This window comes from Arthrobacter silvisoli, from assembly GCF_003369445.1.
Lineage (GTDB): Bacteria > Actinomycetota > Actinomycetes > Actinomycetales > Micrococcaceae > Arthrobacter > Arthrobacter silvisoli.
In genome coordinates this window covers 131,439-157,933 of sequence record NZ_QRCU01000018.1, presented here as the reverse complement: position 1 = coordinate 157,933, position 26,495 = coordinate 131,439, and the positions used below count along the sequence as shown (strand labels likewise).

The following is a 26,495-nucleotide window of genomic DNA, read 5'->3' as shown; positions in this document are numbered from 1 at the left end:
CGTGCGGGCCCGTAAGGCAAGTTTTCCCTTGCGGGCCATCGGTGGTTAGGGCCGGAAGTCCTGCTGGTGGCTGCCGTAGCGGCTGTTAACGGGGCCGGTCCAGGGAAACGGTTTCAAGGTATTCCGGCACGCGGACATTCCAGCCGAGTTCGCGTTTGATGCGGATGCGCAATGCGTCCGAAGCCTCGGGTTCACCGTGGGTGACATAGGTCATGCGCGGGGCCCGCGGAGCGGTGTGCATCCACCTGATGATTCCATTGGCGTCCGCGTGGGCGGAGAACCCTTCGAGTTGCACCACCTCGGCCCTTACTTTGACGTCCTGACCGTAAATCCTCAGCTCACGGACCCCCGAGGCGAGGGTGGCCCCACGTGTCCCGCCCGCCTGGTATCCGCTGAGGATCAGGGCGTTCCGGGGATCCGGGCCGTAGGCCTCGATGTGGTGCAGGATGCGGCCGCCAGTGAGCATTCCACTGGCGGAGATGATGATCATGGGTCCGCCCCTGAGATTCAGGAGCTTGGAGTCGTCAACACTCCTGGCCATCCGCGCCACTTCGTACATCTTTTTGAATTCCTCGTCGCGGAGACGGTGCTCTTCCCGGTGCTGTTTGTAGAGCTGGGACGCGTCCACGGCCATGGGGCTGTTCAGGTAGATGGGAATGTCCGGAATCAGTCCGTCCCGGCGTAGCTTGGACAGATGCAGCAGCAACGTCTCGGCCCTGCCCACGGCGAAAGCGGCGATCATCACCACTCCCCCGCGCTTGGCCACCCGGTTGACGACGTCGGCCAGTTCCTGCCGGGATCCGGCGGCGGGATGGGTCCGGTTGCCGTAGGTGGATTCGGTCACCAGGACATCCGCCGCTTCAAGGTCGCGGGGAGGGAACATGAACGGATCGTCGTCCCGTCCCAGGTCCCCCGTGAAGTGCAGCGAGCGCCCACCCACGGCGAGGTGTATCTGGGCTGCCCCCAGGATGTGGCCGGCGGGCACGAAAGTTGCCGAGATTCCACCGCCAAGTTCGAGTGTCCGGTCGAAGTCCTGCGCCTTGAAGCTGCCGAGGGATTTCGCTGCATCGGCGGCCGTGTATACGGGCCGCACCGGCGAGTGGACCGAGGAGCCCCGCTGCTCGGCATACCTGGCTTCCTCCTCCTGCAGGTGTCCGCTGTCCGGTAGAAGCAGGCCGCACAGTTCCATGGTCCCGTGCGTGGCATAGACCGGACCACTGAATCCGTCTCGCACCAACGCCGGAACATAACCGGTGTGATCAAGGTGGGCATGGGTCAGGAGAACCGCATCAATGGAAGCCGGCGGAACCGGAAAACCGCCCCGGTTACGGCTGCGGATGACTTTGAAACCCTGGAACAGACCGCAGTCCACAAGGATCCGGCGTCCGCCAGCTTCAACGAGGTACCTCGACCCTGTGACCGTGTCCGTTGCTCCCAGAAAGCGCAACGTGGCTTGGTTCTTGCTGGTCATGCTTTCCTCCAGGTCATGGATGGCCGGAGTGTCCCGGCGTTGCGGGACACCCCGGCACAATCTAGTGGGCTGCCATGTGGTGGTGACGGTACTCTTCGGTGCTCGGCCTGATCGCAAGCGCGGTGACTACCAAAGCGATGGCACCCGGGACCCAGGCGCTCCACGCCACGCCGGTTGCAGAGGCGAAGCCTCCCAACCATGGCGCAAACAGCAGCACGATCGCGATCAGGGCCTGCGCCCACTCGGCCGCGGGCATTCCAGGCAAGGCCAGGTTGGTGGCGCCGGCAATGACCAGCAGCGCACCCAAGGTGACCAGGAACGCCATCGACGATCCGGACTGCGTGGTCCACAGCACGGACAGCGCCGCGTAGGCGCCGGCAGCAACGACTGTCCAGTCCTGCCAGCGTGTCCATTTCTTCATCTGATTCAGACTCCTTCTGTGTTCTCTGTGGGGGGGTACCCGTCACGGTTGTTCCGGGGCGGGGTTGGTGTTCCTTGAGACGTCCTTTCGGTGGACAACAAGGACAGGGCAGTGGGCATGGGCCACGCAGGATGCGCTGACCGAGCCGAGGGGAAGGCTGCGGAACCCGCCGCGCCCTCGCCGGCCGACGACCAGCAGGGAAGCATTCCGGCTCGCTTCGATAAGTTCCGTGCGGGGAGCGCCGTGGACGAGCCTCGTCCGGAAGCCGGGCGGAGGCTCACCGTCGAAGGCTTTTGCGACGGTCTGCTCCAGCGCCGTGACTGCGTCGTGGGCGAAGCCGTCAATGCCCATGGCCAGGTATGCTTCGTACCCGGCCGGGAACTCCCAGCAGGTCCACGCCTCGACATCGCTTCCGGTAGCAGTGGCCAGGCGATACGCCTGTCGCACGGCTTCGACGGATTCCTCCGAGCCGTCGACCCCTACGATGATCTTTTCGCGTTTTGGGCGTCTTACCATGGCTGTCTCCTTGCTTTCTCCCAGCGTGGACAGAAGCAAAGCGGCAAAACAGTGCCAAAAGTCACGGACTCAACCCGGGCCCTTCGACCCTTGTCGGTTCTTGACCCGGCAAGGAAGAATGACGGCAGAGCCGGGACATGAGAGTGCCGGTTCAAGCCGCAATTTTCGTTGCTGGGGCAGGAGAACCATGGATCGTCAATCAGCGCCACAGCCTGTCTCCGGCGAACCGATCCGCGTGTTCATTCTCGATGACCACGAATTGGTCCGCAGGGGCCTTCAGGAACTCCTCGAGGGCGAAGGGTTCGTCGTCGTCGGGATGTCCGGGTCCGCGGAGGAAGCAGCCCGCCGCATCCCTGCCCTGCGCCCCGACGTGTCCGTCCTTGATGCCCGGCTACCTGACGGCACCGGCATTGAGGTGTGCCGGGACGTCCGGTCAGTGGACCCTTCCCTGGTGTGCCTCATCCTGACCAGCTACGACGACGAACAGGCACTCCGCAGTGCCGTCCTGGCCGGTGCTGCGGGGTACGTCCTGAAGGAAATCGGTGGCACCGACCTTCTGGGAGCACTCCGCCGGGCCGCGCACGGTGAATCGCTGTTCGACGCCGGTTTGAAAGCCAAGATTGTCCAGGGCCTCACTGAGCCCGAGCGGGTGGACCCGCGAGTGGCCGGCCTGACGCCCCAGGAGCGCAGGGTGCTCGACCTTGTGGGGCAGGGGCTCACGAACCGTCAGATCGGCGAAGAAATGCTGCTGGCCGAAAAGACCGTCAAGAACTACGTTTCGTCCATGCTTGCAAAACTGGGCTTCGAACGGCGTACCCAGGCGGCGGTGTTCATGGCCCATGGGCCGGAGCCCGGTTCTTCCCTCCGGCGCTGATGTCCCTTCCCCGCCTCAACGGACGGGAACGGCCCATTCGAGGCGGGTCCCTGATTGCGGGGCGCTGTCCACCGAGAAACTGCCGTTGAGTTCACGTGCCCGCCGTTCCATGTTGGCCAGGCCGTTGCCGGGCACGGGGTCGGCGAATCCGCAGCCGTCATCCTCCACGGCCAACTGCAGCCGGCCGTTTTCCGCAGAGACGGACACGCTGATTGACCCCGCCCCGGAATGCCGGACGGCGTTGCTGAGCGCCTCGGAAATGACTGCCAGAAGATTCAGGACAGCGTCGTCGTCGAGCACGGAATCCACGGCGCCGGTCAGCGCAAGGTGCGGCGCGAACGGCAAGGAGCGGGTCGCGGCGCGAACGGCTTGCAGGATGCGGCTGCTCAGGAGTTCCCGCTCCCCCGCGCCTGCCCGAAGCGAATAGATGGTGTCGCGCAGATCGCGGATGGTTTTGTCGAGTTCGGCCGTCACGGAATCGATCCTCTCCAACGCAGCCCCGTTGCTGGTGAAACGCCGAAGGCTTTGGATGCTCAGTCCGGCGGCGAACAACCGTTGGATGACCACGTCATGCAGGTCCTTGGCGATCCGGTCCCGGTCGGTGAAGAGGACCAGCTGTTCCCTCAAACGGTGAACCCGGTCGAGTTCGAGGGCCAGCACGACATGTGAACCGAAGACAGCCCCCATCTCGATGTCGGTCGTCGGAAAGCGGCCGGCGCCGGGTGCCCTCACCAGCAACAGGAGACCATGATGGGCCCCGTGGGCACTGAGGTCGATGGCCAGGAGCTGCCCTAGGCTCTTACCGTCCGCCGACCCGAGAATTGGGCCTGCCTCGTCGATCAGGACCGGGGGGCCGCCGCCCGCGACGCCGCGGACCGTCTCCGAATCCAGTGCCAGCACTTGACCTGCGAATTGCCCCGCCTGTTCCCCGGAAGCCCCCAGGACGCGGTACGCCCCGCTGCTCTCCGCAGGAATCAGGATCAATGACAGATAGGCGCCGGATTCGCGCAGCGCCCGGTCCGCGATCAGGTTCAGCCCCCAGTTGCTTTCTTCCAGGGATTCCTGCTCCAGGACATGGTCTCCGCCGAGCATCTTGCCCGTCACATCCATGCAGGCTTCCAGCCAGGAAGCCCTGCGCCGCGCGTCCTCGTAGAGCCGGGCGTTTTCGATCGCCACACCAGCCGCTGCCGCAAGGGCAACGGCGAGGTCTTCGTCCTCCTGGGTGAAGTCTTCCCCGTCTTCCTTTTCCGTGAGGTAGAGATTGCCGAAGACGACATCGCGGACACGGATCGGAACCCCCAGGAAGGATTTCATGGGCGGATGATTCGCCGGAAAGCCGTACGACATCGAATGCTCCCGCAGGTCATGCAGGCGCAACGGAACGGGTTCACTGATCAGCAGGCCCAGCACGCCGTGACCGGTGGGGCGCGGACCGATCCTGCGGGCGAGCGCATCATCGATGCCCACGGTAATGAAATGGCTCAAGGCCTTGCCCTCGCCGATCACTCCGAGAGCGCCGTAGCGGGCCTTCAGCAGCCGGCAGGCCGAAGTGACCACGCGGTCCAGGACTGCTTCCAGGCTGAGGTCTTCAGCGACCGCCACCACCGCTTCGAGGAGTCCGCGCATGTGCTGCTGGGCATGAAGCAACTCGCCGGCCTTGGCGAGGAAATCAGTGAGCAGCTCCTCGATCCGGATTCCCGCCGCCGGAGGATTCTCGGTCTGTTCCCGGTCCGGGCTGGACATGTTCATGGCCCCTTCCGTCGTTCCGATGCCAGCCTACCCGGCGGTTTCGCGGTGTTCCAGACATCAAGACCGGGCACGGGCCTTTGTGCCCTGTTCCCGCCCCGGACCCGGGCGTACCGTCGGGGCCATGACGAGCAAACCATCACCCGTTTCCGAGGTCGAAGTCCTGTCTCCCGAGCAATGCTGGGCCCTCCTGCGGGGAGTGTCCGTCGGACGGCTGGCGATCTGGGTCAACGACCACCCGGATATCTTCCCCATCAACTACAAGGTTGACCATGGAACCCTGGTCTTCCGCACGGGAGAGGGCACCAAGCTCCATGCGGCACTGGGTGAGACGCCGGTGGCGCTTGAAGCCGACGGCGTCGACCAGGATGCGGGAATCGCCTGGAGCGTGGTGGTCAAGGGCGAAGCCGCCGGCGTGAAGCTGACCCAGGAGCTCCTGGACACGGTGGGACTCCGGCTGTTTCCCTGGCAGGCCGGCCGGAAGGATGCCTTCGTGCGGATCGTCCCGACGTCGATCAGCGGCCGCCGCTTCAAGGTCACCTCGCCGCTGACCTGGTGGAGTCCGCTCGACGATGCGACACGGGCAGGCCTGGAATGAACCCGAAGGCTGAAAACCAGGTCCAACAGCCCGGCCCGGCCGAATACCGGAAGTTGCCCGGTCGGGCCACGGCCGCCGGGCCGGCGGCGGACCGGGCACCGAGCGCCACCGATGCCCGGACCCAAGAGTTCCGCTAGCCCGGCCCGCTGGCTCCTGCAGTTCCCGCTGCTTTCCGGAACCGCGCTCGTCGCCGTCGTCATGGGAATCCTGCTGGCCATCGGGCAGGGGACGACGGCCCAGGTGGCCACCAGCGCCTATGTCCTGATGCTGGCGGCGTACCGGGCCGTCTCGATGGTCAAGGACCTGGCGCATGGGCGCTGGGGCATCGACCTACTTGCCATTACCGCGATCGCAAGTACGGTCGCCGTCGGCGAGTTCGTTGCCGCCATCATCGTCGCCCTCATGCTGACGGGCGGCGAGGCCCTGGAGGAATTTGCCCACCGGCGTGCCAGCCGCGAACTGAGTGCGCTGCTGGAGCGTGCTCCGCAGGTGGCCCACCTGGAGCGCGAGGACGGGGAAGTGGAGGATGTCCCCGCGGGCAGTGTCCTGCCGGGAACCGTCCTGGTGGTCAGGCCCTCCGAGGTCCTCCCCGTCGATGGAATACTGCTCTCCCCGACGGCGGTCTTCGACGAATCGACGTTGACAGGCGAGAGCCTGCCGGTCGAACACCGCCAGGGCGACCTGTTGCTCAGCGGTTCCGTCAACGGCGAGAGCGCGGTGCGGGTTTCGGCAAGCGCCACAGCGGCAGAATCCCAGTACAGCCAGATCGTGGCGCTGGTCCAGGAAGCGGCGGCAAGCCGCGCGCCGATTGTCAGGCTCGCCGACAGGTACGCCGCCCCGTTCACTCTGCTTGCATTCCTGCTGGCGGGGGCTGCATGGCTCGGCAGCCAGGATCCCGGCCGCTTTGCCGAGGTCCTGGTCGTCGCCACCCCGTGCCCGCTGCTGATCGCGGCGCCGGTGGCGTTCCTCTCGGGAACCAGCAGGGCGGCGCACGCCGGCATCATCATCAAGGACTCCGGCACGCTGGAACGGCTGTCCAGGGTACGGACCGCCGTCTTCGACAAGACGGGCACGCTGACCCACGGCCGCCCCGCGCTGCACGGGATCAGGCTCTCTCCCGAAGCGTCCGCCTGGCTTTCCCAGGACCGGCTGCTTCAGCTGGCCGCCTCCGCGGAACAGTATTCGTCCCATGTGCTGGCGTCCTCGGTCCTGGCGGCCGCCCGTGCCCGCGGGCTTGCGCTGTTGAAGGCAACGGACGCCCACGAACAGGCAACACAGGGCGTCACCGCGCTCTGCGGTGGACACACTGTCACAGTCGGCAAAGCCGATTTCGTGCGATCGTCAGCCACCGGATTCGTCCCGGCCACCCTGGAGGGCGGCGAACTGGGTGTCTATGTTGGCGTGGACGGCGGTTTCGCCGGGACCTTGGTCATGGAAGATCCCTTGCGGGCGAATGCCCCGGCCACGCTTGCCGCCCTCAGGCAGCTCGGGGTAGGCGAAACCATGCTCCTCACGGGAGACGCATATTCGACGGCCCGGAAGATCGCTGCCGATGCCGGCATCACTCATGTCCTGGCGGAGTGTTTGCCGGGCGGCAAGGTTGCGGCTGTCGCTGAGCTTCCGGACCGGGCAGTCATGATGGTCGGCGACGGCGTCAATGACGCTCCCGTCCTCGCTGCCGCCGACGTCGGGGTAGCCATGGGCGCCCGGGGCGCCACGGCCGCGAGCGAATCGGCCGACGTCGTGATCATGCTCGATGACCTGTCGCGGGCCGCTTTGGCGGTGGAGATCGGCCGGCGCACCATGAACGTCGCACGGGCGAGTATCTGGACCGGGATCCTGCTGAGCATCGGGTTGATGTCCGCTGCGGGCTTCGGCTTCATACCCGCCGTAGGTGGAGCCTTGCTCCAGGAACTGGTGGATCTGGCGACGATACTCAACGCTCTGAGGGCGCTTCGCCCCGGCCTGAAACGGTAGGAAGGCCAGCCATGGTCCGGGCCGGCCGGGTGACGAGGGTCGGGCAATGAATCCTGAACAGGACATCCTTGGCAACCGATCCGATCAGCACGCGAAGTCCGCCTTTGCCGCGACAGCCAAGCACCAGCAGCCTGGCACTGGTGCTGGCTTTCAGGAGCGCGTCGGCGGGGCCGTGGTCCAGATCCAGCAGTTCATGGACAGGCAAGCCCGGGTTCGCGGCCGCAACGCCGTCCCGGGCCGCCCCCAATATTTCCCGCCCAGCGGACGTGTCAGTTGCTGCGTGCACCATCGTCAGCTCCTCCCCCAACCGGATTGCCTCCGCCGCGGCGTGTTCCGCCGCGATTCGGGACTCGAGGGAACCGTCGACCCCCACGACGACGCCCGCGGCCGGCCGCTGCCCCTGCACCGGCACGACTGTAACGGGGCTGTGGCTGATGATCGATGTCTGAAAACTCACCGAGCCGAACCCTTCACCATGGGCGTCGGGGCCACGGTCCGTCCCCACGACCACGAGCTCAGCCTCTTCCGAAAGGGCCCGCAGGGCCTGTGCGGGTTCACCGTCGGCCAGGATGCCCGTCACCTTCAACCGCGCGTCGGGGCCGGACAGCCGCGCCACTTCGCCGTCAAGCAAGTCCTGCCCCAGTTTCCGGGCAGCTTCGTACGAGTCCCCGAGGCGGAACACCGTACGGGCGGGGACCACGTGCACCAGGACCAGCTCGTCGCCCGCATCCGCGGCGCGCCGCGCCGCCCAGTCCGCGGCGGCCCGCGCCGCCGCGGACCCGTTGGTGCCAAGAAGAATCCGGCCCTTCACCTCGTCCACGCCCGTCCGGCAGTTTCCGCCTAGTACCTCTCGGGTTCCTCGCCCAGCTCGAAATGCCTGCCATTGATTCGCTCCGGGGTGATCTCCACGTAGGTGTACTTACGCGTTGGGATCCACGGTTTGAGCGGGAGCTTATCCAGTCTGTCGACTTCTGACTGCGACTCGACTACGCGCGCTTTTCCCGTCACCACAACGCTCCAGGCCTCGCTGTCCAACACTTCGTCGACCTCGAACGCGACATTCGCGTTGACCGTGAGTTCTGCGAGCTTCGTTCCGGGATTCGTCCTCATGAGCAGGACGCCGCCGTCCGCGATGTAATTGATGGGGTAGATATCGGGCTTGCCCAGGACCGAGACGGCAAGCCGTCCGTGCCCGCAGCGACGCAGAACGGTCCACGACTGCTCTTCGTCCAGGACCGTTCCGGGCCGTTCATCGTTCTCCATGATGTTCCTCCTGGCTGTTCGGCAGTGGTCCGGCAGGGTAGCGCACCGGGTCGTGGGGCCTAGTCTTCACCGGAACGGGCAGCGGAAACAGGGCCAAAAGTCACGACGACGGCCATCCCGCCAACGCTTTGCGGAGCTCGTTTTCCGCGGGACTTTCTGCCCTACCGGCCCGTGCGCCCGGAACCTAGGCTCGGCACATGGAAAATCCGGCCACCGCGTCCGAAGCCTTTTCCCGCGCGGCCGAACCCAAGGTGCTGAAGGTCGTCATCGAGGCGTCCTGATTACCCGTCCAAGGAGAAGACCGGTGAAAGCCCTCATCCTCTACGATTCCGCGTACGGCAACACCAAATCGATTGCCGAGTCCCTGGCAAGCAGCCTGCAACCGCTGGACGCTGCGGCAATCTCCGTCAAGGATTTCAGGCCCGGAGACCTTTCGGCCTACGACCTCCTCGTCGTCGGCAGTCCCATTCAAGGATGGCGTCCGACGCCGAAGATCACCGAGCTTCTTTCCGGCCTCGCCGGTGACGGCCTCAAGGGAGTCAAGGCGGCGGCGTTCGATACCCGCGTCAAGCTCTTCGTCCATGGCGACGCAGCCAGGAAAATGACAACCGCCCTCAGGCAAGCCGGCGCGGACATCATCTCAAAGCCGATGGCCTTCTACGTGAAGGGGGCGGAAGGGCCGTTGCTCAACGGCGAAACCGGCAGGGCGGCCACCTGGGCCAGGCAGCTGCTCGCGGCGTTCAACGGTGACCCCACGTCCGAAAACCACTAAGGAAACATGTCAATGAAGCCAGGCCGGGTAATCATGCTGGTCGCCGGCACCCTCGCAGCCCTCCTGGGCTTCGGACTGCTGGCGGGTTCCCTGGGCGTGGGGTGGGCGAATTACCAACAAGGGGAAAATGGCTATCTCACGACGCCCGTTGAACGCTACGAAAGTCCTTCCTACGCCCTGACAACACCCGAAGCGAATATCGTGCTGGATGGGGAGCTGCCGGCGATTCTTCCGGGCCGCAGCGTGGGACGGGTGATGTTCCGTGCTTCGGCGGCCGTTCCGGGGCAGGAAGTATTCATCGGCATCGCCCGGCAGCAGGATGTGGCAGACTACCTTGCCGGCGTGCGCCATTCGGAGGTCATCCGGGTGGAGTTCAGGCCCTTCCAGCCCAGGTACCGCGACATCCCCGGCAACAGGACACCCGCCCGGCCCGGAGACCAGAAGTTCTGGACCGTTTCGGACCAGGGGCAAGGCACCCGCCAGATTGAATGGGACCTGCAGTCAGGCAACTGGGTCGTAGTGATCATGAACGCCGACGCGGGCAGCCGCATCACCTTCGATCTGCAAGCAGGGGTTCGCTCGGATCTTCTGTGGCCGGTGTTCCTCGGCCTGCTCGTCGCGGGAATCATCCTGCTGGCCGCAGGGGTTCCCATGATCGTCGCCGGTGCCGCCGGCCTGGGCCGGCATGGTCCGCCGCACCAGGAGGGCGGCGCTGCCCCGCTACCCGGAGTCCGCGCGCCAGTACCGCCGGCGCCAGTACCGCCGGAGGGCCCGGCCGCGGCCTACCCTGCACGGCTCAGCGGCTACCTGGACCCGAAGCTTTCCCGTGGGCTATGGCTCATCAAGTGGTTCCTGGCCATCCCCCATTTGATCGTCCTGTTCTTCCTGTGGTTCGCCTTCGTCGTCACAACGATCGTCGCGGGCTTCGCGATACTGTTCACGGGGAAGTATCCGCGTTCCCTCTTCAGCTTCAATGTCGGAGTGCTCCGTTGGACCTGGCGCGTATGCTTCTACGCCTATTCGGCGATCGGCACAGACCAGTATCCGCCATTCACCCTCGCCAGAACCGGCTACCCGGCAGATTTCGACGTCGATTATCCTCTTCGGCTCTCCCGCGGGCTTGTGCTGGTCAAGTCGTGGCTGCTGGCCATACCCCACCTGCTGGTCATCGCCGCATTCACCGGCTCGGCCCGCACCTGGGGCCTCCGCAACGGCGTGTGGGTGGGCTATCAGGATACGGGCGGGATCTCGCTCCTCGGCCTCCTCGTCCTGGTCGCGGGAGTCATCCTGCTCTTCACCGGCGTGTATCCGAAAAGCCTCTTTGACCTTCTGTTGGGGATCAACCGCTGGATCTACCGGGTGGTCGCCTACACGGCCCTGATGCGCGACGAGTATCCGCCGTTCCGGCTCGACATGGGGCCCGCTGACCCCGGGGACCGCCCCGCCATGGATCCGGGACTGCCCCGAATGCCGGAGGGCCCGCAATGACCACCGACCTTTCGGCCATCCCCGCCGGCGTCCTGGTGGCCCTGGTGGTCCTGGCTGCCGCCGCCCTGGCGCTTGACATCGTTGCCCTCGTTGACCTTTACCGGCGTCCTGCCGCGCTGCTCGCCTTCGGCAACAAGTGGATCTGGCTGGTGCTGATCCTCTTCCTGAATCTGCTCGGCCCGATCCTCTATCTCTTGCTCGGCCGCAAGCCCGCTCCCCGGGCCGAGGCAACTGGCCAGTCCGGCCCGGCGGGTCCGGCCCGCGTCACCGACGTCGTCGACAAACTCTACGGCCCGCCCGATAACTCAGAGCAGCAATGAACGCGGCCATCGAGGCCGTGGGGCTCACGAAGGATTTCGGCCGGAAACGTGCCCTCGACGCCATCGACCTTTCCGTGGAAGAAGGCTCCATCTTCGCTTTCCTCGGTCCGAACGGCGCAGGAAAGACCACCATGATCCGCCTGCTGACGGGGCTCGCCCGGCCTAGCGCAGGCTCCCTGCGGGTACTGGGCCGGGCCGTGGCGTCCGCCGACAATGCCGTGCGGGCCAGCATCGGCTACCTCGCCGACGTCCCCGCCTTCTACAACTGGATGACTGCCCGGGAAACCATGCGGTTCGTGGGAAGCCTGTACGGGATGACCGGTGTGCAACTGGAGCAAAGGGCGGAGTTGCTGCTGGATCTGGCGGGGCTAGGCGGAGTTGGCGCCAGGATCGGGGAGTACTCGCGCGGCATGAGGCAGCGCCTGGGTGTTGCCCAAGCCCTCATCAGCGCTCCGCGGCTCCTGCTGCTGGATGAACCGACCAGCGCGCTTGATCCCATGGGGCGGAAAGACGTTCTGGATCTCATCGCATCGCTGCGGGGCCGGACCACCGTGTTCTTCTCCACCCACATCCTCGCCGATGCCGAGCGCGTCTGCGATACCGTGGCCATCCTCAACCGGGGCCACGTGGTGGTACAGGCACCCATGGAGGAGCTGAAGCAGCGCTACTCGAAGCAGAAGATCCTTGTCGAGGTCACCGGGGGCGCCGAGGCACTCGCCGCGGCGATCGCAGCTTCCGCGTGGGCGAGCTCCATCAGCCTGGGAACCGGTGGAGTCATCGAAATAACCGTCAACGATCTTGCCGCCGCACAACACGCGATTCCTGTGCTGCTCAGCAGCCACGGCGCGGGAATAGAGCGTCTCACGGTCGAGGAACTGGACCTCGAAGAGGTCTTCGTCCAACTCGTCGGAGGCGCCCGGTCATGAACGGGTACCTCGTTTTCGCCCGGAAGGAAGCCGCCGAAATCGTCCGGACCTGGCGCATTTGGGTGCTCCCCTCGATTGTGCTCTTCTTCGCACTCACCGGGCCGCCTCTGGCCCGTTTCACCCCTGAGCTGATCAACGCGCTGGCCGGCGGGCAGCTCGGACAGTTCCAGCTCCCGCCGCCCACCTACGTCGACGCCTACGGTCAATGGATCAAGAACCTCGCGCAGATCGTGTTGTTTTCACTGATTGTCATGTACGGCGGGCTTGTCTCATCAGAGACCAAGAGCGGCACGGCGGCTTTCGTCCTGACCAAGCCGGTGTCCCGCACTGCGTTCGTTGTTGACAAGGCTGCCATCCATTCGGCATTCCTCACGGTGATACTGGTGGTGGGAACACTCATCACCTGGGGAGTGACCGCAGCCGTTTTCGGGGCGGCGCCGGCCCGGACATTGTGGGAGGCCGCGCTGCTGTGGCTGGTGCTGGGCGTTTTCTTCATCGCCGTGATGACCCTTTTGTCCGTCCTGATCCCTTCCGCGCCGGGTGCAGCCGGCGCAGGACTCGGCTGCTACGCCCTGCTGTCAATCGCTGCTATCTGGGAACCGGTCCGCATCAACTCGCCGGCGGGCCTCGCCGGTCAGGCGGCGTCGCTGGCCGCGGGGATCGGGATTCCGTCACCGGTGTGGGCGGTGGCGACGTCGCTCGCGGCGTCGGTGGCGCTGGTTTGGCTCGCCGCCTCGGTCTTCCACCGCAAGGAATTGTAGGGAAGGCGCCGCTGTCCCCCGCAGGGTGGCGGACAGTTGCAGGCCCTCTCGCCAACAGGCACCGGGCCTTGAGGGGCAGAGGGCCTTAGCTCGCACGGGGAAGCCGTCGCACGAAAGGCGCTTTTCCCAGTGCCGTCCGTTCCACGTGCTCCACCACCTGCACCTCAACCTGCGTCCGCGCAACCCCGGCGGCGGCGAGCGCCCCGGAAACTGCGGCGCGGACACCGTCCGTGGAGAAGCCGCTTGCCAGGCCTGCCAGCAGGACCCGCAGCCCGGCGGATTCCTGAATCACCTGCCAGCCCGCAATGCCTGCCTGGTCCAGGAGGTGGTGGAACACAATCGGGTGGATGCTGACCGTACCGTCGTGTCCGGGCAGCTCCAGGACGTCTTCGATCCGACCTTCAATGTCCTCCAGCAGGGTAAAGGAGCGCCCGCAAGGGCATCCCCGTCCGCCCAGCCGCACGGTATCGGACATTTCGTAGCGGATGAGCGGCAGGGTCCGCGAAAACAGGACCGTGACCAGGAGCTTGGAGCCGGTCGTCCCCCGGGGCACTGGCTTCCCCGAGGCGTCCACCGGCTCAACGATCAGCAGGTCCTCGTAGACGTGGCTGTTCCGCTGCAGGCACGGGGAAGCGATCCCTGCGGTTTCCGTGGAGGCGTACACGTCGAAGGGCGCGGTTCCCCACGCTGCCTCGAGTTCCGCGGCCGCCTGGGGGCTGAGCACTTCCGACGCGGACATCACGCCCTCTGGTGAGATGCGCAGCCGGCCCGAGCGCTGTTCTGCAGCCAGGGGCTTCAGCGCCGAGGCGTAGCCGACAAGGACCCTGGGCTGGAAGCGGTTGAGGGCGGCGACAGTCTCCTCCAGCGGGGCTGTGACGTCGAGCCGGAGGGTGGGGACGAGCCCGGAACGGAGGGATGCGCCAACCACGGCGGACTGGTGCGTGGGAACACGGGAGCTCACCAACGCCATCTTGAGGGGCCGGGTCAAGCCGGCAGGTATTCCGGCCCAGTCATTGGCGCGGGCGTAGGAGGCCAGGACGGTGGCCCATTCGGCGCGGTTCCAGGCGAATGTTCCGCGCCGGCCGGTTGTGCCTGCAGTCGCAGCCGCCCACCAGCGGCCCTTCCACGGTATTCCCGGATCCCCGTCTGAATCTGCGAGGGCGCGCAGATGGTCCTCCAGGTCCCTCAGGGCCAGGTCCGGAGTGGTGATGGCGTCATCGAAGTTATCCATCAGCTCGGCTTTGGTCACCGGCGGGAGATCGTTCAGAGGTGCATCGAACAAGCCATCATGATGGCGGCGGTAGAAGGCAGACCCGGCGTACGCCGCCCGGCGCAGCTCCCGAAGGGCCTTCTCCTGGTGCGCTGCGATGCGCGCGGCGTTCCAGCGGTCCCTGCGCCGCCACGCGGCCCGCAGGAACAACACGTGTGCGACGAGGCGGATATCCATGGCCTAGCCTTGTCCGGCCGGCGCCAGGGGCCGGAAGGCGCGCTCGGCCGCGGAACCGGGTGTCCCCGGCCCGGGGAGGCGAAGCCTCTTGAGCAGCAGGGCGTTGACGGCGACGAGGAAGCTGGATCCGGACATCGACAAAGCGGCAATCTCAGGGCTGAGCACGATCCCCGCGAACGAGAAGGCCCCTGCGGCAATCGGGAGGGCGATCGTGTTGTAACCCACGGCCCAGCCCAGGTTCTGCCGCATTTTCCGTAAGGTTCCTTTCCCTATCCGCAGGGCGGTGGGAACGTCGAGCGGGTCCGAGCGCATGAGGACGACGTCAGCTGTTTCGATGGCGACATCGGTGCCGGCGCCTATCGCGATCCCCAGGTCTGCCTGGGCCAGGGCGGGGGCGTCGTTGACGCCGTCGCCGACCATGGCGACCTTCCTGCCCGCCCGTTGCAGCTGGCTGATCTTCGCCGATTTGTCCCCCGGGAGAACTTCGGCGATGACGGTATCGATGCCAAGCTGGGCGGCGATCCTTTGGGCGGTTGCTTCGTTGTCCCCGGTCAGCATGATGACCTCGATGCCGGCATCGTGCAGGGCTGCGACTGCGGGGGCCGCTGTTTCGCGGGCGGCGTCGGCCAGGGCGATGACGGCGGCCGGCTTGCCATCGACGGCAGCGAGGATGGCGGTGCGGCCAGTGGCAGCCAACTTGTCGCGTACGGAGCCCAGAGGGCCGGGGACAATGCCCTCATCAGCCATGAGCTTGCGGTTGCCGACCACCACTCTGCGGCCGTGCACCGTGGCAACGGCTCCGTGGCCGGGGACGTTGCGGAAGTCCGTTGCCGCCATGGCGGATGCCTGCCGCCCCAAGGCATGACGCACGACGGCGGCCGCCAGCGGGTGTTCAGACTCCCGCTCGACGGCGGCGACGAGGCTGAGCAACTCGCTCTCCGGAATGCCGTCGGTGACCACGTCGGTGACGGCCGGTTCGCCTTTGGTCAAGGTTCCTGTCTTATCCATCACCACGGTGTCGATCCGGGCGGACGTTTCCAGGGCGGTGGCGTTCTTGAACAGGATTCCCCGCTTGGCTCCCAGCCCGGCCCCCACCATGATGGCCGTCGGGGTGGCCAGGCCCAGCGCGTCCGGACAGGTGATCACGACCACGGTGATGGCAAACAGCAGCGCGGCCTGCACCCCGGCACCGCTTGCCAGCCAGGCGGCAAATGTCACGGTCCCGCCGACGAGGGCGACAAGGACGAGCCAGAAGGCTGCCCGGTCAGCCAGGCGCTGGCCGGGTGCCTTGGAGTTCTGGGCCTCCTGGACGAGGGCGACGATCCGGGCCAACGCGGTGTCCGCGCCGACTTTGGTGGCCCGGACGCGCATGGTGCCGGTGGTGTTGATGGAAGCGCCGATCACCTCGGAGCCGGGCGTCTTGGTGACCGGGAGGCTCTCGCCGGTCACCATCGACTCGTCGACGTCGGACCGGCCCTCTTCGACCTCACCGTCGACGGGTATTTTCGATCCTGGCCTGACCAGCAGGAGGTCCCCCGCCTGGACTTCAGAGGTGGGAACGTCGATCTCTTCGCCGTTCCGGATGACGACCGCGAGCGGCGGGGCGAGCTCCAGCAAGGTCCGGATGGCCTCGTTGGCCCCGCCGCGGGCACGCATTTCAAACCAATGGCCCAGGAGAACGAAGGATGCCAGGACGGTGGCCGCTTCATAGAAGACGTCCCCGCCACCGGTCAGCGTGACCCAGGCGCTGTAGAGCCAGCCCGCGCCGACGGCGATCGCAACCAGGACCATCATGTCCAGCGTGCCCGCCTTCAAGGCCCGGTAGGCGCCGTCGAAGAAGATCCACGCCGAGTAGAAGATCACCGGTAGCGACAAGATCAGGGCCATGACGTCGTCGCGCAGGCCAAAAGGCGCCGGCGCCGTGAAGCCGAACATGTCCCGGCCCATCGGCGACCACAGAGTCACCCCGACGGACAGGACAGCCGCAAGCAGGAACCGGTTCCGCATGTCGGCGACCATTCTGTCCATGGACACTCCGGCATGGTGTCCGCCGTGGCCCATCATGTCCTGCGGGGTGCCGGCGGCCGGACCGTGAGCGTGGCCTGCTTCGACGTGGCCGGCATGCGGGCGGGCCATTCGGGACGGGGGTGCGCTTTCCGCCATTGGATAGCAGACATGGTCCGGGACCGATACGCCCCTGCAGTGGTATCCGCACTCCCGGACCCAGCCGGAGATCTGCCCCACGGACGTCACAGAAGGGTCGAAACTGACCGTGGCGGTCTGCGCTACCGGGTTGGCCTCGACAGCGGTGATTCCCGGCTGCCGGAGCAAAACCTTCTCCACGACAGCTTTGGAGGTGGCCCAGTGCAGCCCGCCGACCTCAACGACCGTGCTTTCCGGATGCTTTGTCATGGCTGTGCCGGTCCCGACGCTCAGCCGTGGCTGGCCAGGTATCCGATCAGGCCCGCAACCGTAACAACGGCGGGGTAGTCGCGTTCGGGGATATTGACGCCGGTATCGGTATCGATGATTTCCACGAGCCGCAGAAAGTCCAAGGAATCCAGTTCAAGGTCTTGCCGCAGCCGGGACCCCTCGTCGACGTCGGCCAGGTCCACGTCCGGCGCGACCTTTCCGATGGCGGCATGGACCACGGCGCGGGCGTCTTGTTCGTTCATAGCTCCTCCGGCTTCTGCATCAGTTCCTCGATCCTTGCGAGGTAGCGGCCACCCCGAAGCCCGTCGCTGACCCGGTGATCGGCCGAAAGGGTGGCGATCACGGCGTGCCTGACCCCCAGCATTCCGTTCTGCGCCCACGGCTGTTCCATGACGCGGCCAAATCCGACCATGGCGACCTGTGGAGGGTAGATCACACCGTAGACGCTCTCGACGCCCAAGTCCCCCAGATTGGTCACCGTGATGGTCGGGTCCGCCATTTCCGCGCGCTGTAAACGGCCCGCACGCGCACGGCTGACGAGGTCCCGTAACTGCTCCATCAGCGCATCCAAAGGCAAGGTGTCGGCGTCGTGGATCGCGGGCGCAACCAGGCCGCCCTGCCGCAATGCCACGGCGACACCGAGATGGACAGCCGGGCTGGGCCGGAACCCGCCGTCGTCGAAGAATCCGTTGACCTCGGGTACCTCCTTGGCTGCGAGCGCCGCAGCTTTGAGCAGGAGCGCCGAGGGTACGAGCCTGGCGGCAACGGGCCGTTGTGCGTTGACGGATCGCATCCATTCAGTCGCGGCCCTGAGGTCCACGGTAGTGCTCAGGTAATAGTGCGGAATGGTCTGCTTCGAACGGGACATCAAGGTCCCGATGGCGCGGCGCAGGCTGGCCACTCTCTCGCGCGCTTCCGCCGGCGGCCCTGCGGGCGGTTCTTCCCGGGCTTCGGGCGGGAGCTCACGTGGAAGCGGAACGGGTTCCACCTGAATCCCCGCATCCTCGTGGCTGCCGAGGTAGCGATGTACATCGGCCCCGGTCACGGCGCCTTGGGGACCTGTGCCGGGGACGGCCGCCAGGTCGATGCCATGCTCGCCCGCGAGCCGGCGGGCGAGCGGAGAGGAACGTACCCTGCTGCCGGCATGCGCGGCAACAGCATGCTCCACATCTGCCCGGGTCACGCTTCCGCCCTTGCCCGTTCCGTGGATCGTCGCCGCGTCCACTCCCAGCTGGTGGGCGAGGTGCCGGACGGGTGGCGCAATCGGGGCACTTGGCCTGGCGACAGGCCGGGGCGAAGGCGCCGGCTTTGCCGGGGCCCCGTGCACGCCGGACTCCCCGTGCGGCGGAGGTCCGGTCTCGGCCGGAGTCTGTGTGATCCTGGCCAGTGGTGTCCCCACCGGTACCGTCTCCCCGATGTCAACGAGGAGGTCCGCAACCACGCCTTCCTGGAAGGACTCGATGTCCATGACCGTCTTGTCCGTATCCACGACGGCGACCAGGTCCCCGCGGCGCACGTAATCGCCGGGCTTGACCAGCCATTCGACGAGCTTGCCGTGCTCCATGTCCGCCCCGAGCGAAGGCATGAGGAAGTCACCCACGGACCGCCGTCACCTCCCTTGCCGCCGCCATGATCCGTTCCACCGAGGGAAGGGCCGCAAGTTCCAGATGCTTGGAATAAGGGATCGGCACTTCGGCACTGCAGACCCGTCCGACGGGGGCATCCAAATCGAAGAAGGCATGCTCGGTGATCCTCGCGCTGATCTCCGCGGAAATGCTCCCGCTGCGCCACCCTTCGTCCACGACTACCGCCCGGTGGGTCCGGGCGACCGAGGCCAGGATGGCGGGCTCATCCAAAGGCCTGAGCGTTCGCAGGTCCAGCACTTCTGCCTCGATCCCGTCGGCCGCGAGCTGCCCTGCCGCGTCGAGAACGGCCGGAAGTGTCCCGCCGTAGGTGATCAGGGAAACATCACCGCCGGCCCTCCGGACCGCGGCGGCTTCTATGTCAACCGGGCCGGCGTCGTCGTCAAGCTCGCCCGTGACGTTGTACAGCGAACCGTGCTCGAAGATCAGCACAGGATCCGGATCCTCAAGTGCCGTCCACAACATCCCGCGGGCGTCCTCCAGGGTGGCCGGGACCAGGATGCGCAGGCCGGGAATGTGCGCAAACCAGCCTTCCAGGCTGTGTGAATGTTGGGCGCCCAATTGGCGCCCGGCGCCGGTAGTCATCCGGATGACCAGCGGCACATGGAATTGGCCGCCGGACATGTGCAGGAGCGATGCGGCGTTGTTCACGATCTGGTCCAGGGCCAGGAGGCTGAAGTTGACGGTCATGATCTCCACGATGGGCCGCATGCCACCGAGCGCTGCCCCGATGCCGGCGCCGACGAACCCGGACTCGGACAGTGGCGTGTCCCTGATCCGTTCGGGGCCGAACTCCTCCAACAGGCCCAGGCTTACAGCGAAGGATCCGCCGTAGGCACCGACGTCCTCGCCCATCAGGAACACCCTCGGATCACGCTGCATGGCCTCACGGATGCCGGCCCGGAGCGCCTCGCGGTAGCTGGACTTCATGGCGCGCTCCGCTCGCTGTAGACAAAACGGGTGAGGTCCTCCAGCGGCTCCAACGTGCCGGTCTCGGCGATCTCCACGGCGCGGGCAATCTCGGACTCTGCCTCCGTCTGCAATTGCGCCCATTCCCCGGGGCCCAACTGTCCGGCCGCCTCGAGGGTGCTGCGGAGGAGGCCGATCGGGTCCCGTTCCTGCCACTTCAGGACCTCGGCCTTGTCCCGGTACCGCTCGGGATCGAACATCGAGTGCGCCCGGAACCGGTAGGTGCGCAGTTCGAGGAAATGCGGGCCGCCCCCGGCGCGGACGGAGTCCGCTGCCCGGCGCGCGGCTTCCTCCACGGCGAGGACATCCATGCCGTCGACTCCCCACGCCGGGATTTCATAGCCTGCGGCCTTGAGCGCCATGTCCGTCTGCGATTCAGAGCGGCCGAGCGCGGTGCCCATCGCGTACAGGTTGTTTTCGCAGCAAAACAGGACGGGCAGTTGCCAGAGTGCGGCAAGATTCAGGCTTTCGTGGAATTCACCTTCGGCGACTGCGCCGTCGCCGAAGAAACAGGCAGTGATGTTGGAGCGTCCGGACATCTTGTCCGCGAGGGCCAATCCGACGGCGAGCGGCAACCCGCCGGCGACAATCGCGTTGCCTCCGTAAAGGCGCGTGGCCGCGTCGAAGAGGTGCATCGACCCTCCGCGTCCGCGGCAACAGCCCTCAAGGTAGCCGTACATCTCGGCAAGGATCGTGGCGGCAGGGACTCCGCGGAGCAGCGCGTGGCCGTGTTCGCGATAGGTCGCAACGACGGCGTCGTCCGGGGACAGCGTCTCCAGGATGCCGGCGGCTACTGCTTCCTCACCGATGTAGACGTGCAGAAAGCCGCGGATCTTTGAGGCGCTGTAGAGCTCAATGCACTTTTCTTCGAGCTGGCGCACGCGCAGCATCTGCAGCAGCAGGTGCCGGCCGTGCTCCTGATCCACCCGGCCAGGTCCCGGGGACATGGGGTCCGACATCACTGTTCCTTCGAAAGAGGGGTTGCGGGAGCAGCTTCGATAGTTGAAGTGTCTCCCTCCGGCAAGCCGAGTTCGCGGGCTTTAAGCAGGCGCCGGAGGATCTTGCCGCTGCGGGTCTTGGGCAGCGCGGCAGTGAAGTCCAGCAATCGTGGGGCTACGGCCGGGCCCAGCCGCTTGCGGGCGAACCCGATGATCTCCAGCCGCATGGCCTCCGAAGGTTCCCAGCCGGGGCGGAGCTCCACGAAGGCCTTGACCACCTCGCCGGCCACCGGATCCGGAATGCCTATTACTCCGGCTTCTGCCACGGCCTCGTGCTCCATCAGTGAACTTTCCACTTCGAACGGACCGATCAAGTGCCCCGAGGACTTGATCACGTCGTCGCCCCGGCCAACAAACCAGTAGTATCCATCGGCGTCGCGTTTCGCGAGGTCCCCGGTGAGGTACCAGCCGCCCACGAAGCATCGGCGGTAACGCTCTTCTTCGTTCAGGTAGCCGCGGAACATCGAAGGCCAGCCGGGCCGGAGCGCCAGTTCTCCCACGGCGTCAGGCTCGGTCACCAATTCAGCGTTGCCATCGCGGACAAGCGGCGCGCCATGCTCGTCGCGGGCCACCAGTGCAGCCTCAACGCCGGGCAGCGGCCGGCCCATGGAGCCTGGCCTGATCTCTGTGGAGGCGTAGTTGGAGATCATGATGCCGCCTGTTTCGGTCTGCCACCAGTTGTCGTGCACGGGCTGGCCGAAGGCTTCCCGGCCCCAGACCACCACCTCCGGGTTGAGCGGTTCGCCGACGCTGGCGACAAAGCGCAGGGCAGACAAATCGTGCCCTTCGGCGCGTTCCGTCCCGGCCTTCATGAGCATCCGCAGGGCCGTGGGCGCGGTGTACCAGACCGTCACGCGTTGCTCGTCGAGGATCCGGTACCAGCGGTCCGCATCCATTTCCTCCTCGTCAACGATCGTCGTCACGCCGTGCGCAAGGGGCGCGATCACGCCGTAGGACGTTCCGGTGACCCAGCCCGGGTCGGCCGTGCACCAGTAGACGTCCTCCGGGTGCAGGTCCAGTGCGAAGCTCCCGGTCGCATAATGGGCCGTGACGGCGTCGTGCACGTGGATGGCTCCCTTCGGTGTGCCCGTCGTTCCGCTGGTGAAGTGCAGCAGGGCCATGTCCTCGGCCCGGGTCGCGGCAATCTCCTGGTCCGGGGAGGCTTCCCGCATCAGCGCGGCGAGGTCCAGGCAACCCGGTTCCGGGTCACCGTCGGCATCGCTCAGCAGGACATACTGCAACTCCGGAAGTAACCCGCGGGACTGCGCGATCTTCTTCCGGTAAAGGGCCCGCGTTGTGACCAGCGCCCGGCCGGTTCCCAACTGCAGTCGCTGACGGACCGGTTCGGGACCGAACGCGGAGAACAGCGGACAGAACACACTGGCATTCTTCAGCGTGCCGAGTACAGCAACATACAAGGCCGGGCTGCGGCCGATCAGGGAAAAGACACGCTCGCCACGTCCGATTCCCAAACGGCGCAGCACACCGGCAAAACGGTTGCTCTGCCCGGCAAGCTCGGCGAAACTCAGGGAGCGGGTGGTGCCGTCCGCCCGGATGAACCGAAGTGCCTCGCGGCCGGCGTGTTCCCCGGCGGCATGCCGGTCCACGGCTTCATGGGCGATGTTGACGCCCCGGCCGCCGGGCAGCCCCGAGAGACCCCGGCGGGCTTCGTCCCAGGAGAACGCGGCACACGTTGCCTCGTAATCCACCAGATTCGGCCGGACAGGGAAGCTTGAGATGTCTTTGGCAATCGTGGGCCAGCGAGTCGGTGGAGCGCTTCCTGCCGTCATGGTTCCATCGGACTGCGGCCCCGCATGGCTGCCCAGAGTCGAAAGTCCCGCGGGCGGGCTGCGGTGATGTGGGGCCCGTCTGCGGCGCGGACTCCGAGCGTCCGGGGCCAGGGCGCCGCAAACGCCAGTGCCGTTGGACCCTGTTCGCCGTGGCCTCCGGGGCGGATTCTGGTTTCCATGAATGCGGCAGAGCCCAGGAAGATCCATGCCCGAACCCAGCCAACGGCTGTGATCCGCGATGAAGTGCCAATGAACGAGCTCACGGCCTTCTTCGGCCGCACCTTCGAGACGGTCATGACTGCGGCCCGTGAGCAGAACGTGCAACTGGCCGGGCCGCCGTTCGCCCTCTACCACGGAATGCCCACGCAGACCGTCGACGTCGAGGCCGGCTTCCCCATCGCCGGCGACTTCCACGGCACAAGCGACGTCGTGGCAAGTGCGCTTCCTGAAACCGATGCCTTCGAGGCAATGCACCAGGGATCATACGACAGCCTTTCAACCACCTACGGGGCCATCCAACAGCGCATGGAGGCCGAGGGCCTCACCCCGTCGGACACGATGTGGGAGTTCTACCTGAGCGATCCGGGAACGGAACCCGACCCCACGAAATGGCTTACCCGGGTTGTCTGGCCCGTTGCATGAGGAAGCCGACGACAAGTCCGCATCCGGCGCCGCACAGAAGTTTTTCGAAGGTTCTCCCGCAGGGCTGGCCATTCTTGGGGCTGTTGTGTCCGCGATGTCCGGGCTCGGGCCCGCAGAAGTCCGCGTCTCCAAGAGCCAGATCGCCTTCCGCAGGCGCCGCGGTTTTGCCTACCTTTGGCGGCCTGGTCAGTACGTGAAATCGGACGTCCCGGCGGTTCTGTCGCTGGCGCTCCCCCGCCAACTCGATTCACCGCGGTTCAAGGAGACCGTACAGCCAGCCCCAGGAGTATGGATGCACCACCTTGAGCTTCACCATCCGTCCATGGTTGACCCCGAGGTGGCCGGATGGCTTCGCGACGCGTACAACGCCGCCTCCTGAGATTGCCGGACGGAACGGGATTGCCGGACGGAACAGGGCCGGAAGACCCCATACAACAGGCCGGGACGGGTTCATACTTGCGGCATGAATGCTGCGGCCTCCAGACCGGACCGGCTCCTTATCGCCATCGCGACGGCCATTGGCCTGCTGGTCGTGGCCGCGCTTGCGGTCGTACTCTTCCGCGGACAACCGGAACTGTTGGATGAATCGACACCCACGGGAGTCGTCCAACGGTACAGCAGCGCTGTCATCGACCGCGACACCGCCCTTGCCAACTCCTTCCTCACCGATGCGGCCCGCCAGCGCTGCACGGAATACGTCGGAGTACCAACGGTGAGCCGGATTGTCCTTGTCTCCGACACGGAACGCTCCGGCTCGGCGACAGTCACCGTGTCAATCGTCAGTTCGGCCGGGGACAGCGGACCATTCGGACCGTCGGAGTATTCGGTCGAAGGCACCTTTTCCTTGGTCAAAGTCAACGGCCGCTGGCTGCTGGACACGGTGCCCGCGCAGCTCATGGATTGCGCCGGAACGAGAGTCCGGCCATGAGCACCCCCGCCACGGCAAACGTTGCCCGGATACAGCCCGCCCATCCGGTACTGCGTCGGCTGATCCTCTTCGTACTGCTCTTCTCGCTGTTGCTGGTGAGCGCAAGCGGTCTCACGGCCCTCCTGGAGCGGCTGTTCGGCCTGGGCACCGCGCTTGTTTCCGACGACGTCGCCGGACTTGCCAGGGCGCTTGCGTTCACCTTGTTCGGGGCCCCTCTCACGGTCCTTTTGTGGAGCATTGTCTGGCGGAAGCTCGACGTCGGCGCGGAACGCGCCTCCGTTGCGTGGGGCCTGTACGTGACGGTTGTCTATGTGGTCTCACTGCTTGTCTCCACCTCGGCGTTGCTCGCAGCGGCCACTTCCTTCATCGGGCGCCCTGAACCGCAATGGCAATCGCCGCTGTCCGTAGGACTTGTCTGGGCTGCCATCTGGTTCTGCCACCGTTTGATGTGGAAGCATCCGCTCAAGGGTCCGCTCCGGCTGGCGGACGTTCCGGGGATATTAGGCTCGGCATACGGCCTGCTGCTCGGAATGTTTGCAGCGGCCGCTGCCTTGGGCGGGCTGTTCGACGTTGCCATCCGGGGCTTCACCAGCCTGGTCCCGGATGTGGATCCCTGGTGGCAGTCAGTGCTTCGGTCCCTGGCATGGAGCGCCGGAGGAGGCCTCGTCTGGTGGCTCCATTGGTACCGCGGCGGCACCCGCAGGCTGCGGACAACCTTGGCGGACGTTGTCCTCCTCGGAAGCGGGATCTTCATCCCGGGGATCGCCGCCTTGGGCGGGGCGGGTATTTCGGCTTTTGTCCTCTTGAGGCTGGCATTCGACCGGAACGATCCCCAGGCGGAGTTACTGGCGCCGCTCGCCCCGGCGATGGGTGCTGCCTTGGCGGGTGCCTTGGTCTGGCGGTATCACCGTGTCGCCGGGAGGCGCCGTTCCCTTGCGGGCAGGCGGGCCGCCGCGTTGGTGACATCGGGAATCGCGCTGGCGGCTGCGGCATCCGGCCTCGGTGTGATCGTCAATGCGCTGCTGGCCGGCTTGGTCTCGCCGTTGGCCGGGGATGGTACGCGCACTCTGCTCCTTGGCGGGCTCAGCTCCCTGCTGGTCGGGTTTCCGGTCTGGTGGCAAAGCTGGCGTCCCCTGGACCGCCCGCGGTCCGTTGACGCCGCCGGTTCCGCCCGGCGTGCATACCTCATCGTGTTTTTCGGCATCAGTGCCGCCGTTTCGATTGCCGCGCTCCTGGTCATTGGATACAGGCTTTTCGAATTCCTTCTGGGCGATGCGTCCGGAGGAAGCCTGGTGGACCGTGTGCGCGCACCGATCGGGCTCCTGGCCGCAGCCGGCCTTGTTGCCGGATACCACTTTGCGCTCTGGCGGCGCGAACGCGCCCTGACGCCCGACATTCCGCGGATCAGCCATATAACCCTTGTCACCGGTGAACCGGGTGGGTTGCCCCGCATCATCGCCAAGGCATCCGGTGCCAAGGTGACTGTATGGAAGAGGGCAGACGGCGGTTCGGAGGCACCGTCCGAAACAGGGCCGGCCGCCGAGCTGGCCGAACGGGTAGCCCGGGCCCTGTCCGGCGTCACGGCGCGACATGTGCTCCTGGTTGTCGGCCCCGGCACCGGCCCGGAAACCCGCCTGGAAGTCATTCCCTTGTCAGAGCCATCATGAATGCGCAACCATCCCGGCGCCGGGTTGCGGCGCCGGACGCAAGAAACCGGAGGTAACAACGATGGGTGGAGTGGTCCATTTCGAGATTCCCGCGGACGACGAAGAGCGTGCGCGCAACTTCTACGGCGCAGCCTTCGGCTGGAGGTTCCAGGTGTTGCCCGGGATGGAGTACAGCCTCGCCGACACGTCCGAACCGGGCAACGCCGGTGAGGGGGCGGGCGGGCACTCCATCAACGGCGGAATCTTCCGCCGCGGAGAAATGCTCAAAGCGCCCGTAGTCACCATCGACGTCGAAGACATCGACCGTGCCTTGGAGCAAATCAGTCTCCTGGGTGGTGAAACGGTCCGGGCCAAGATGGAGGTCCCGGGCACTGGCTGGAACGCGTACTTCAGGGACAGCGAAGGCAATGTGATCGGGCTTTGGCAGGACCGTGCCTAGCCGGCACCGGCCCGGGCCCTTGGACTCTGGCGGGCCTGCTGTCCCCGAGGAAGGCTCGAAGCACAGCCAGCAGAGAGATGGAAGGTGCCGGCCATGATGTGGGGCTACGGAATGGACATGGGCTGGATGTGGCTTTGGGGAGCCCTCACCCTCGTCGGAATCTCGTTTCTGGTCTTCTTCATGATCCGTATGCTCGGCGATGGCGGCTACGGAACAGAGCGGCGCCGGGGGCCGGATGTCCAGGCGGAGCGAAGAAGCCGGGCCCGGCAGATCCTCGATGAACGCTTCGCCAGGGGTGAGCTTACTGCGGAGGAATACCGGGAACGGCTCACCGTGCTCGGCGAAGGGCCGTAGTCCCAGCGCTCAGCCATCGCACGGCGCTTCCTCCGGGCTGCCTGCCTTTCCC

Annotated in this window: 27 protein-coding genes; 14 read left to right on the top strand and 13 right to left on the bottom strand. The window is 66.2% G+C overall.

Features of this window, described 5'->3' with window-relative positions:
• Positions 1 to 85: 85 nt before the first annotated feature.
• The 3 genes from DWV11_RS04655 to DWV11_RS04645 form a co-directional block, all read right to left on the bottom strand.
• Positions 86 to 1,471, bottom strand: coding sequence for an MBL fold metallo-hydrolase RNA specificity domain-containing protein (locus tag DWV11_RS04655; RefSeq protein WP_115787713.1), 1,386 nt, complete (start codon positions 1,469 to 1,471; stop codon positions 86 to 88).
• A gap of 61 nt (positions 1,472 to 1,532) precedes the next feature.
• The gene (locus DWV11_RS04650) at positions 1,533 to 1,892 is read right to left on the bottom strand and encodes an SPW repeat domain-containing protein (RefSeq protein ID WP_115787712.1); all 360 of its coding nucleotides are present in this window, start codon (positions 1,890 to 1,892) and stop codon (positions 1,533 to 1,535) included.
• Positions 1,893 to 1,934: 42 nt separating this feature from the next.
• On the bottom strand, positions 1,935 to 2,408 hold the full coding sequence (locus DWV11_RS04645; protein WP_115787711.1) for a universal stress protein: 474 nt from the start codon (positions 2,406 to 2,408) through the stop codon (positions 1,935 to 1,937).
• Between the two features lie 187 nt (positions 2,409 to 2,595).
• Between DWV11_RS04645 and DWV11_RS04640 the strand changes: the two genes are divergently transcribed.
• Entirely contained in the window at positions 2,596 to 3,282 is a 687-nt protein-coding gene (locus DWV11_RS04640; protein ID WP_115787710.1) for a response regulator, read from the top strand.
• Between the two features lie 15 nt (positions 3,283 to 3,297).
• Here the strand turns inward: DWV11_RS04640 and DWV11_RS04635 are convergent, their stop codons facing one another.
• Positions 3,298 to 5,031, bottom strand: coding sequence for a GAF domain-containing sensor histidine kinase (locus tag DWV11_RS04635; RefSeq protein WP_342767711.1), 1,734 nt, complete (start codon positions 5,029 to 5,031; stop codon positions 3,298 to 3,300).
• 121 nt (positions 5,032 to 5,152) lie between these two features.
• Between DWV11_RS04635 and DWV11_RS04630 the strand changes: the two genes are divergently transcribed.
• Both DWV11_RS04630 and DWV11_RS04625 read left to right on the top strand, forming a co-directional pair.
• Entirely contained in the window at positions 5,153 to 5,626 is a 474-nt protein-coding gene (locus tag DWV11_RS04630; protein WP_115787709.1) for a pyridoxamine 5'-phosphate oxidase family protein, read from the top strand.
• 111 nt (positions 5,627 to 5,737) lie between these two features.
• Positions 5,738 to 7,603, top strand: a complete 1,866-nt coding sequence (locus DWV11_RS04625; RefSeq protein WP_115787708.1) for a heavy metal translocating P-type ATPase — start codon at positions 5,738 to 5,740, stop codon at positions 7,601 to 7,603.
• On the opposite strand, the gene DWV11_RS04620 is transcribed toward DWV11_RS04625, so the two are convergent.
• Together DWV11_RS04620 and DWV11_RS04615 are read right to left on the bottom strand one after the other, a co-directional pair.
• Complete coding sequence (locus DWV11_RS04620) at positions 7,563 to 8,423, bottom strand: universal stress protein (protein ID WP_115787707.1); 861 nt, start codon at positions 8,421 to 8,423, stop codon at positions 7,563 to 7,565. The genes DWV11_RS04625 and DWV11_RS04620 overlap by 41 nt on opposite strands.
• A gap of 20 nt (positions 8,424 to 8,443) precedes the next feature.
• Positions 8,444 to 8,866, bottom strand: coding sequence for a pyridoxamine 5'-phosphate oxidase family protein (locus DWV11_RS04615; protein WP_115787706.1), 423 nt, complete (start codon positions 8,864 to 8,866; stop codon positions 8,444 to 8,446).
• 304 nt (positions 8,867 to 9,170) lie between these two features.
• Between DWV11_RS04615 and DWV11_RS04610 the strand changes: the two genes are divergently transcribed.
• From DWV11_RS04610 to DWV11_RS04590, 5 genes are read left to right on the top strand one after another with little or no spacing between them, the layout of a single operon-like run.
• Entirely contained in the window at positions 9,171 to 9,638 is a 468-nt protein-coding gene (locus tag DWV11_RS04610) for a flavodoxin family protein (RefSeq protein ID WP_115787705.1), read from the top strand.
• A 6-nt stretch (positions 9,639 to 9,644) separates the two neighbouring features.
• A complete protein-coding gene (locus tag DWV11_RS04605) occupies positions 9,645 to 11,126 on the top strand; it encodes a DUF4389 domain-containing protein (RefSeq protein WP_342767710.1) in 1,482 nt (493 codons plus the stop codon).
• Positions 11,123 to 11,446 carry a PLDc N-terminal domain-containing protein gene (locus DWV11_RS04600; protein WP_115787703.1) on the top strand — a complete coding sequence of 108 codons (324 nt, stop codon included), beginning with the start codon at positions 11,123 to 11,125 and terminating at the stop codon, positions 11,444 to 11,446. Before DWV11_RS04605 ends, DWV11_RS04600 begins: the two co-directional genes overlap by 4 nt.
• A complete protein-coding gene (locus DWV11_RS04595) occupies positions 11,443 to 12,372 on the top strand; it encodes an ABC transporter ATP-binding protein (RefSeq protein WP_115787702.1) in 930 nt (309 codons plus the stop codon). Before DWV11_RS04600 ends, DWV11_RS04595 begins: the two co-directional genes overlap by 4 nt.
• Positions 12,369 to 13,133: an ABC transporter permease gene (locus DWV11_RS04590; protein WP_115787701.1), complete on the top strand. Its 765-nt coding sequence runs from the start codon at positions 12,369 to 12,371 to the stop codon at positions 13,131 to 13,133. The genes DWV11_RS04595 and DWV11_RS04590 overlap by 4 nt, the downstream gene beginning before the upstream one ends.
• Before the next feature lie 85 nt (positions 13,134 to 13,218).
• Here DWV11_RS04590 and DWV11_RS04585 read toward each other — a convergent pair whose 3' ends face one another.
• From DWV11_RS04585 to acsA, 7 genes are read right to left on the bottom strand one after another with little or no spacing between them, the layout of a single operon-like run.
• Positions 13,219 to 14,580, bottom strand: coding sequence for a phenylacetate--CoA ligase family protein (locus DWV11_RS04585; RefSeq protein WP_115787700.1), 1,362 nt, complete (start codon positions 14,578 to 14,580; stop codon positions 13,219 to 13,221).
• 3 nt (positions 14,581 to 14,583) lie between these two features.
• A complete protein-coding gene (locus DWV11_RS04580) occupies positions 14,584 to 16,992 on the bottom strand; it encodes a heavy metal translocating P-type ATPase (RefSeq protein ID WP_115787699.1) in 2,409 nt (802 codons plus the stop codon).
• Between the two features lie 20 nt (positions 16,993 to 17,012).
• Positions 17,013 to 17,255, bottom strand: coding sequence for an acyl carrier protein (locus DWV11_RS04575; RefSeq protein ID WP_115787698.1), 243 nt, complete (start codon positions 17,253 to 17,255; stop codon positions 17,013 to 17,015).
• Entirely contained in the window at positions 17,252 to 18,613 is a 1,362-nt protein-coding gene (locus DWV11_RS04570) for a dihydrolipoamide acetyltransferase family protein (protein ID WP_115787697.1), read from the bottom strand. Before DWV11_RS04570 ends, DWV11_RS04575 begins: the two co-directional genes overlap by 4 nt.
• On the bottom strand, positions 18,606 to 19,586 hold the full coding sequence (locus DWV11_RS04565) for an alpha-ketoacid dehydrogenase subunit beta (RefSeq protein ID WP_115787696.1): 981 nt from the start codon (positions 19,584 to 19,586) through the stop codon (positions 18,606 to 18,608). The genes DWV11_RS04570 and DWV11_RS04565 overlap by 8 nt, the downstream gene beginning before the upstream one ends.
• Positions 19,583 to 20,584 carry a pyruvate dehydrogenase (acetyl-transferring) E1 component subunit alpha gene (gene pdhA / locus DWV11_RS04560; RefSeq protein ID WP_245953436.1) on the bottom strand — a complete coding sequence of 334 codons (1,002 nt, stop codon included), beginning with the start codon at positions 20,582 to 20,584 and terminating at the stop codon, positions 19,583 to 19,585. The genes DWV11_RS04565 and pdhA overlap by 4 nt, the downstream gene beginning before the upstream one ends.
• Positions 20,584 to 22,413, bottom strand: a complete 1,830-nt coding sequence (acsA, locus tag DWV11_RS04555) for an acetate--CoA ligase (RefSeq protein WP_115787695.1) — start codon at positions 22,411 to 22,413, stop codon at positions 20,584 to 20,586. Before acsA ends, pdhA begins: the two co-directional genes overlap by 1 nt.
• Before the next feature lie 249 nt (positions 22,414 to 22,662).
• On the opposite strand from acsA, the gene DWV11_RS04550 reads away from it, so the two are divergent.
• The 6 genes from DWV11_RS04550 (at position 22,663) to DWV11_RS04525 (ending at position 26,443) form a co-directional block, all read left to right on the top strand.
• Complete coding sequence (locus DWV11_RS04550) at positions 22,663 to 23,055, top strand: GyrI-like domain-containing protein (RefSeq protein ID WP_245953435.1); 393 nt, start codon at positions 22,663 to 22,665, stop codon at positions 23,053 to 23,055.
• Positions 23,048 to 23,434, top strand: a complete 387-nt coding sequence (locus DWV11_RS04545) for a DUF5655 domain-containing protein (RefSeq protein ID WP_245953434.1) — start codon at positions 23,048 to 23,050, stop codon at positions 23,432 to 23,434. Before DWV11_RS04550 ends, DWV11_RS04545 begins: the two co-directional genes overlap by 8 nt.
• An 84-nt stretch (positions 23,435 to 23,518) precedes the next feature.
• A complete protein-coding gene (locus tag DWV11_RS04540; protein WP_115787693.1) occupies positions 23,519 to 23,983 on the top strand; it encodes an LpqB family beta-propeller domain-containing protein in 465 nt (154 codons plus the stop codon).
• Positions 23,980 to 25,650, top strand: a complete 1,671-nt coding sequence (locus DWV11_RS04535; protein ID WP_115787692.1) for a DUF5671 domain-containing protein — start codon at positions 23,980 to 23,982, stop codon at positions 25,648 to 25,650. The genes DWV11_RS04540 and DWV11_RS04535 overlap by 4 nt, the downstream gene beginning before the upstream one ends.
• Before the next feature lie 61 nt (positions 25,651 to 25,711).
• Positions 25,712 to 26,089, top strand: coding sequence for a VOC family protein (locus DWV11_RS04530; protein ID WP_115787691.1), 378 nt, complete (start codon positions 25,712 to 25,714; stop codon positions 26,087 to 26,089).
• Between the two features lie 93 nt (positions 26,090 to 26,182).
• Positions 26,183 to 26,443, top strand: a complete 261-nt coding sequence (locus DWV11_RS04525; RefSeq protein WP_115787690.1) for an SHOCT domain-containing protein — start codon at positions 26,183 to 26,185, stop codon at positions 26,441 to 26,443.
• The last annotated feature ends 52 nt before the right edge of the window (positions 26,444 to 26,495 follow it).

What these genes read in the sequence shown, in the direction of transcription:
- DWV11_RS04650 (WP_115787712.1), bottom strand. Translation starts at nt 1,892, where the DNA reads ATGAAGAAATGGACACGCTGGCAGGACTGGACAGTCGTTGCTGCCGGC.
- DWV11_RS04580 (WP_115787699.1), bottom strand. Translation starts at nt 16,992, where the DNA reads ATGACAAAGCATCCGGAAAGCACGGTCGTTGAGGTCGGCGGGCTGCAC.
- acsA (WP_115787695.1), bottom strand. Translation starts at nt 22,413, where the DNA reads ATGACGGCAGGAAGCGCTCCACCGACTCGCTGGCCCACGATTGCCAAA.
- DWV11_RS04655 (WP_115787713.1), bottom strand. Translation starts at nt 1,471, where the DNA reads ATGACCAGCAAGAACCAAGCCACGTTGCGCTTTCTGGGAGCAACGGAC.
- DWV11_RS04595 (WP_115787702.1), top strand. Translation starts at nt 11,443, where the DNA reads ATGAACGCGGCCATCGAGGCCGTGGGGCTCACGAAGGATTTCGGCCGG.
- pdhA (WP_245953436.1), bottom strand. Translation starts at nt 20,584, where the DNA reads ATGTCGGACCCCATGTCCCCGGGACCTGGCCGGGTGGATCAGGAGCAC.
- DWV11_RS04600 (WP_115787703.1), top strand. Translation starts at nt 11,123, where the DNA reads ATGACCACCGACCTTTCGGCCATCCCCGCCGGCGTCCTGGTGGCCCTG.
- DWV11_RS04605 (WP_342767710.1), top strand. Translation starts at nt 9,645, where the DNA reads ATGTCAATGAAGCCAGGCCGGGTAATCATGCTGGTCGCCGGCACCCTC.
- DWV11_RS04550 (WP_245953435.1), top strand. Translation starts at nt 22,663, where the DNA reads ATGAACGAGCTCACGGCCTTCTTCGGCCGCACCTTCGAGACGGTCATG.
- DWV11_RS04530 (WP_115787691.1), top strand. Translation starts at nt 25,712, where the DNA reads ATGGGTGGAGTGGTCCATTTCGAGATTCCCGCGGACGACGAAGAGCGT.
- DWV11_RS04525 (WP_115787690.1), top strand. Translation starts at nt 26,183, where the DNA reads ATGATGTGGGGCTACGGAATGGACATGGGCTGGATGTGGCTTTGGGGA.
- DWV11_RS04540 (WP_115787693.1), top strand. Translation starts at nt 23,519, where the DNA reads ATGAATGCTGCGGCCTCCAGACCGGACCGGCTCCTTATCGCCATCGCG.
- DWV11_RS04565 (WP_115787696.1), bottom strand. Translation starts at nt 19,586, where the DNA reads ATGAAGTCCAGCTACCGCGAGGCGCTCCGGGCCGGCATCCGTGAGGCC.
- DWV11_RS04535 (WP_115787692.1), top strand. Translation starts at nt 23,980, where the DNA reads ATGAGCACCCCCGCCACGGCAAACGTTGCCCGGATACAGCCCGCCCAT.
- DWV11_RS04590 (WP_115787701.1), top strand. Translation starts at nt 12,369, where the DNA reads ATGAACGGGTACCTCGTTTTCGCCCGGAAGGAAGCCGCCGAAATCGTC.
- DWV11_RS04640 (WP_115787710.1), top strand. Translation starts at nt 2,596, where the DNA reads ATGGATCGTCAATCAGCGCCACAGCCTGTCTCCGGCGAACCGATCCGC.
- DWV11_RS04630 (WP_115787709.1), top strand. Translation starts at nt 5,153, where the DNA reads ATGACGAGCAAACCATCACCCGTTTCCGAGGTCGAAGTCCTGTCTCCC.
- DWV11_RS04625 (WP_115787708.1), top strand. Translation starts at nt 5,738, where the DNA reads ATGCCCGGACCCAAGAGTTCCGCTAGCCCGGCCCGCTGGCTCCTGCAG.
- DWV11_RS04635 (WP_342767711.1), bottom strand. Translation starts at nt 5,031, where the DNA reads ATGAACATGTCCAGCCCGGACCGGGAACAGACCGAGAATCCTCCGGCG.
- DWV11_RS04645 (WP_115787711.1), bottom strand. Translation starts at nt 2,408, where the DNA reads ATGGTAAGACGCCCAAAACGCGAAAAGATCATCGTAGGGGTCGACGGC.
- DWV11_RS04615 (WP_115787706.1), bottom strand. Translation starts at nt 8,866, where the DNA reads ATGGAGAACGATGAACGGCCCGGAACGGTCCTGGACGAAGAGCAGTCG.
- DWV11_RS04585 (WP_115787700.1), bottom strand. Translation starts at nt 14,580, where the DNA reads ATGGATATCCGCCTCGTCGCACACGTGTTGTTCCTGCGGGCCGCGTGG.
- DWV11_RS04575 (WP_115787698.1), bottom strand. Translation starts at nt 17,255, where the DNA reads ATGAACGAACAAGACGCCCGCGCCGTGGTCCATGCCGCCATCGGAAAG.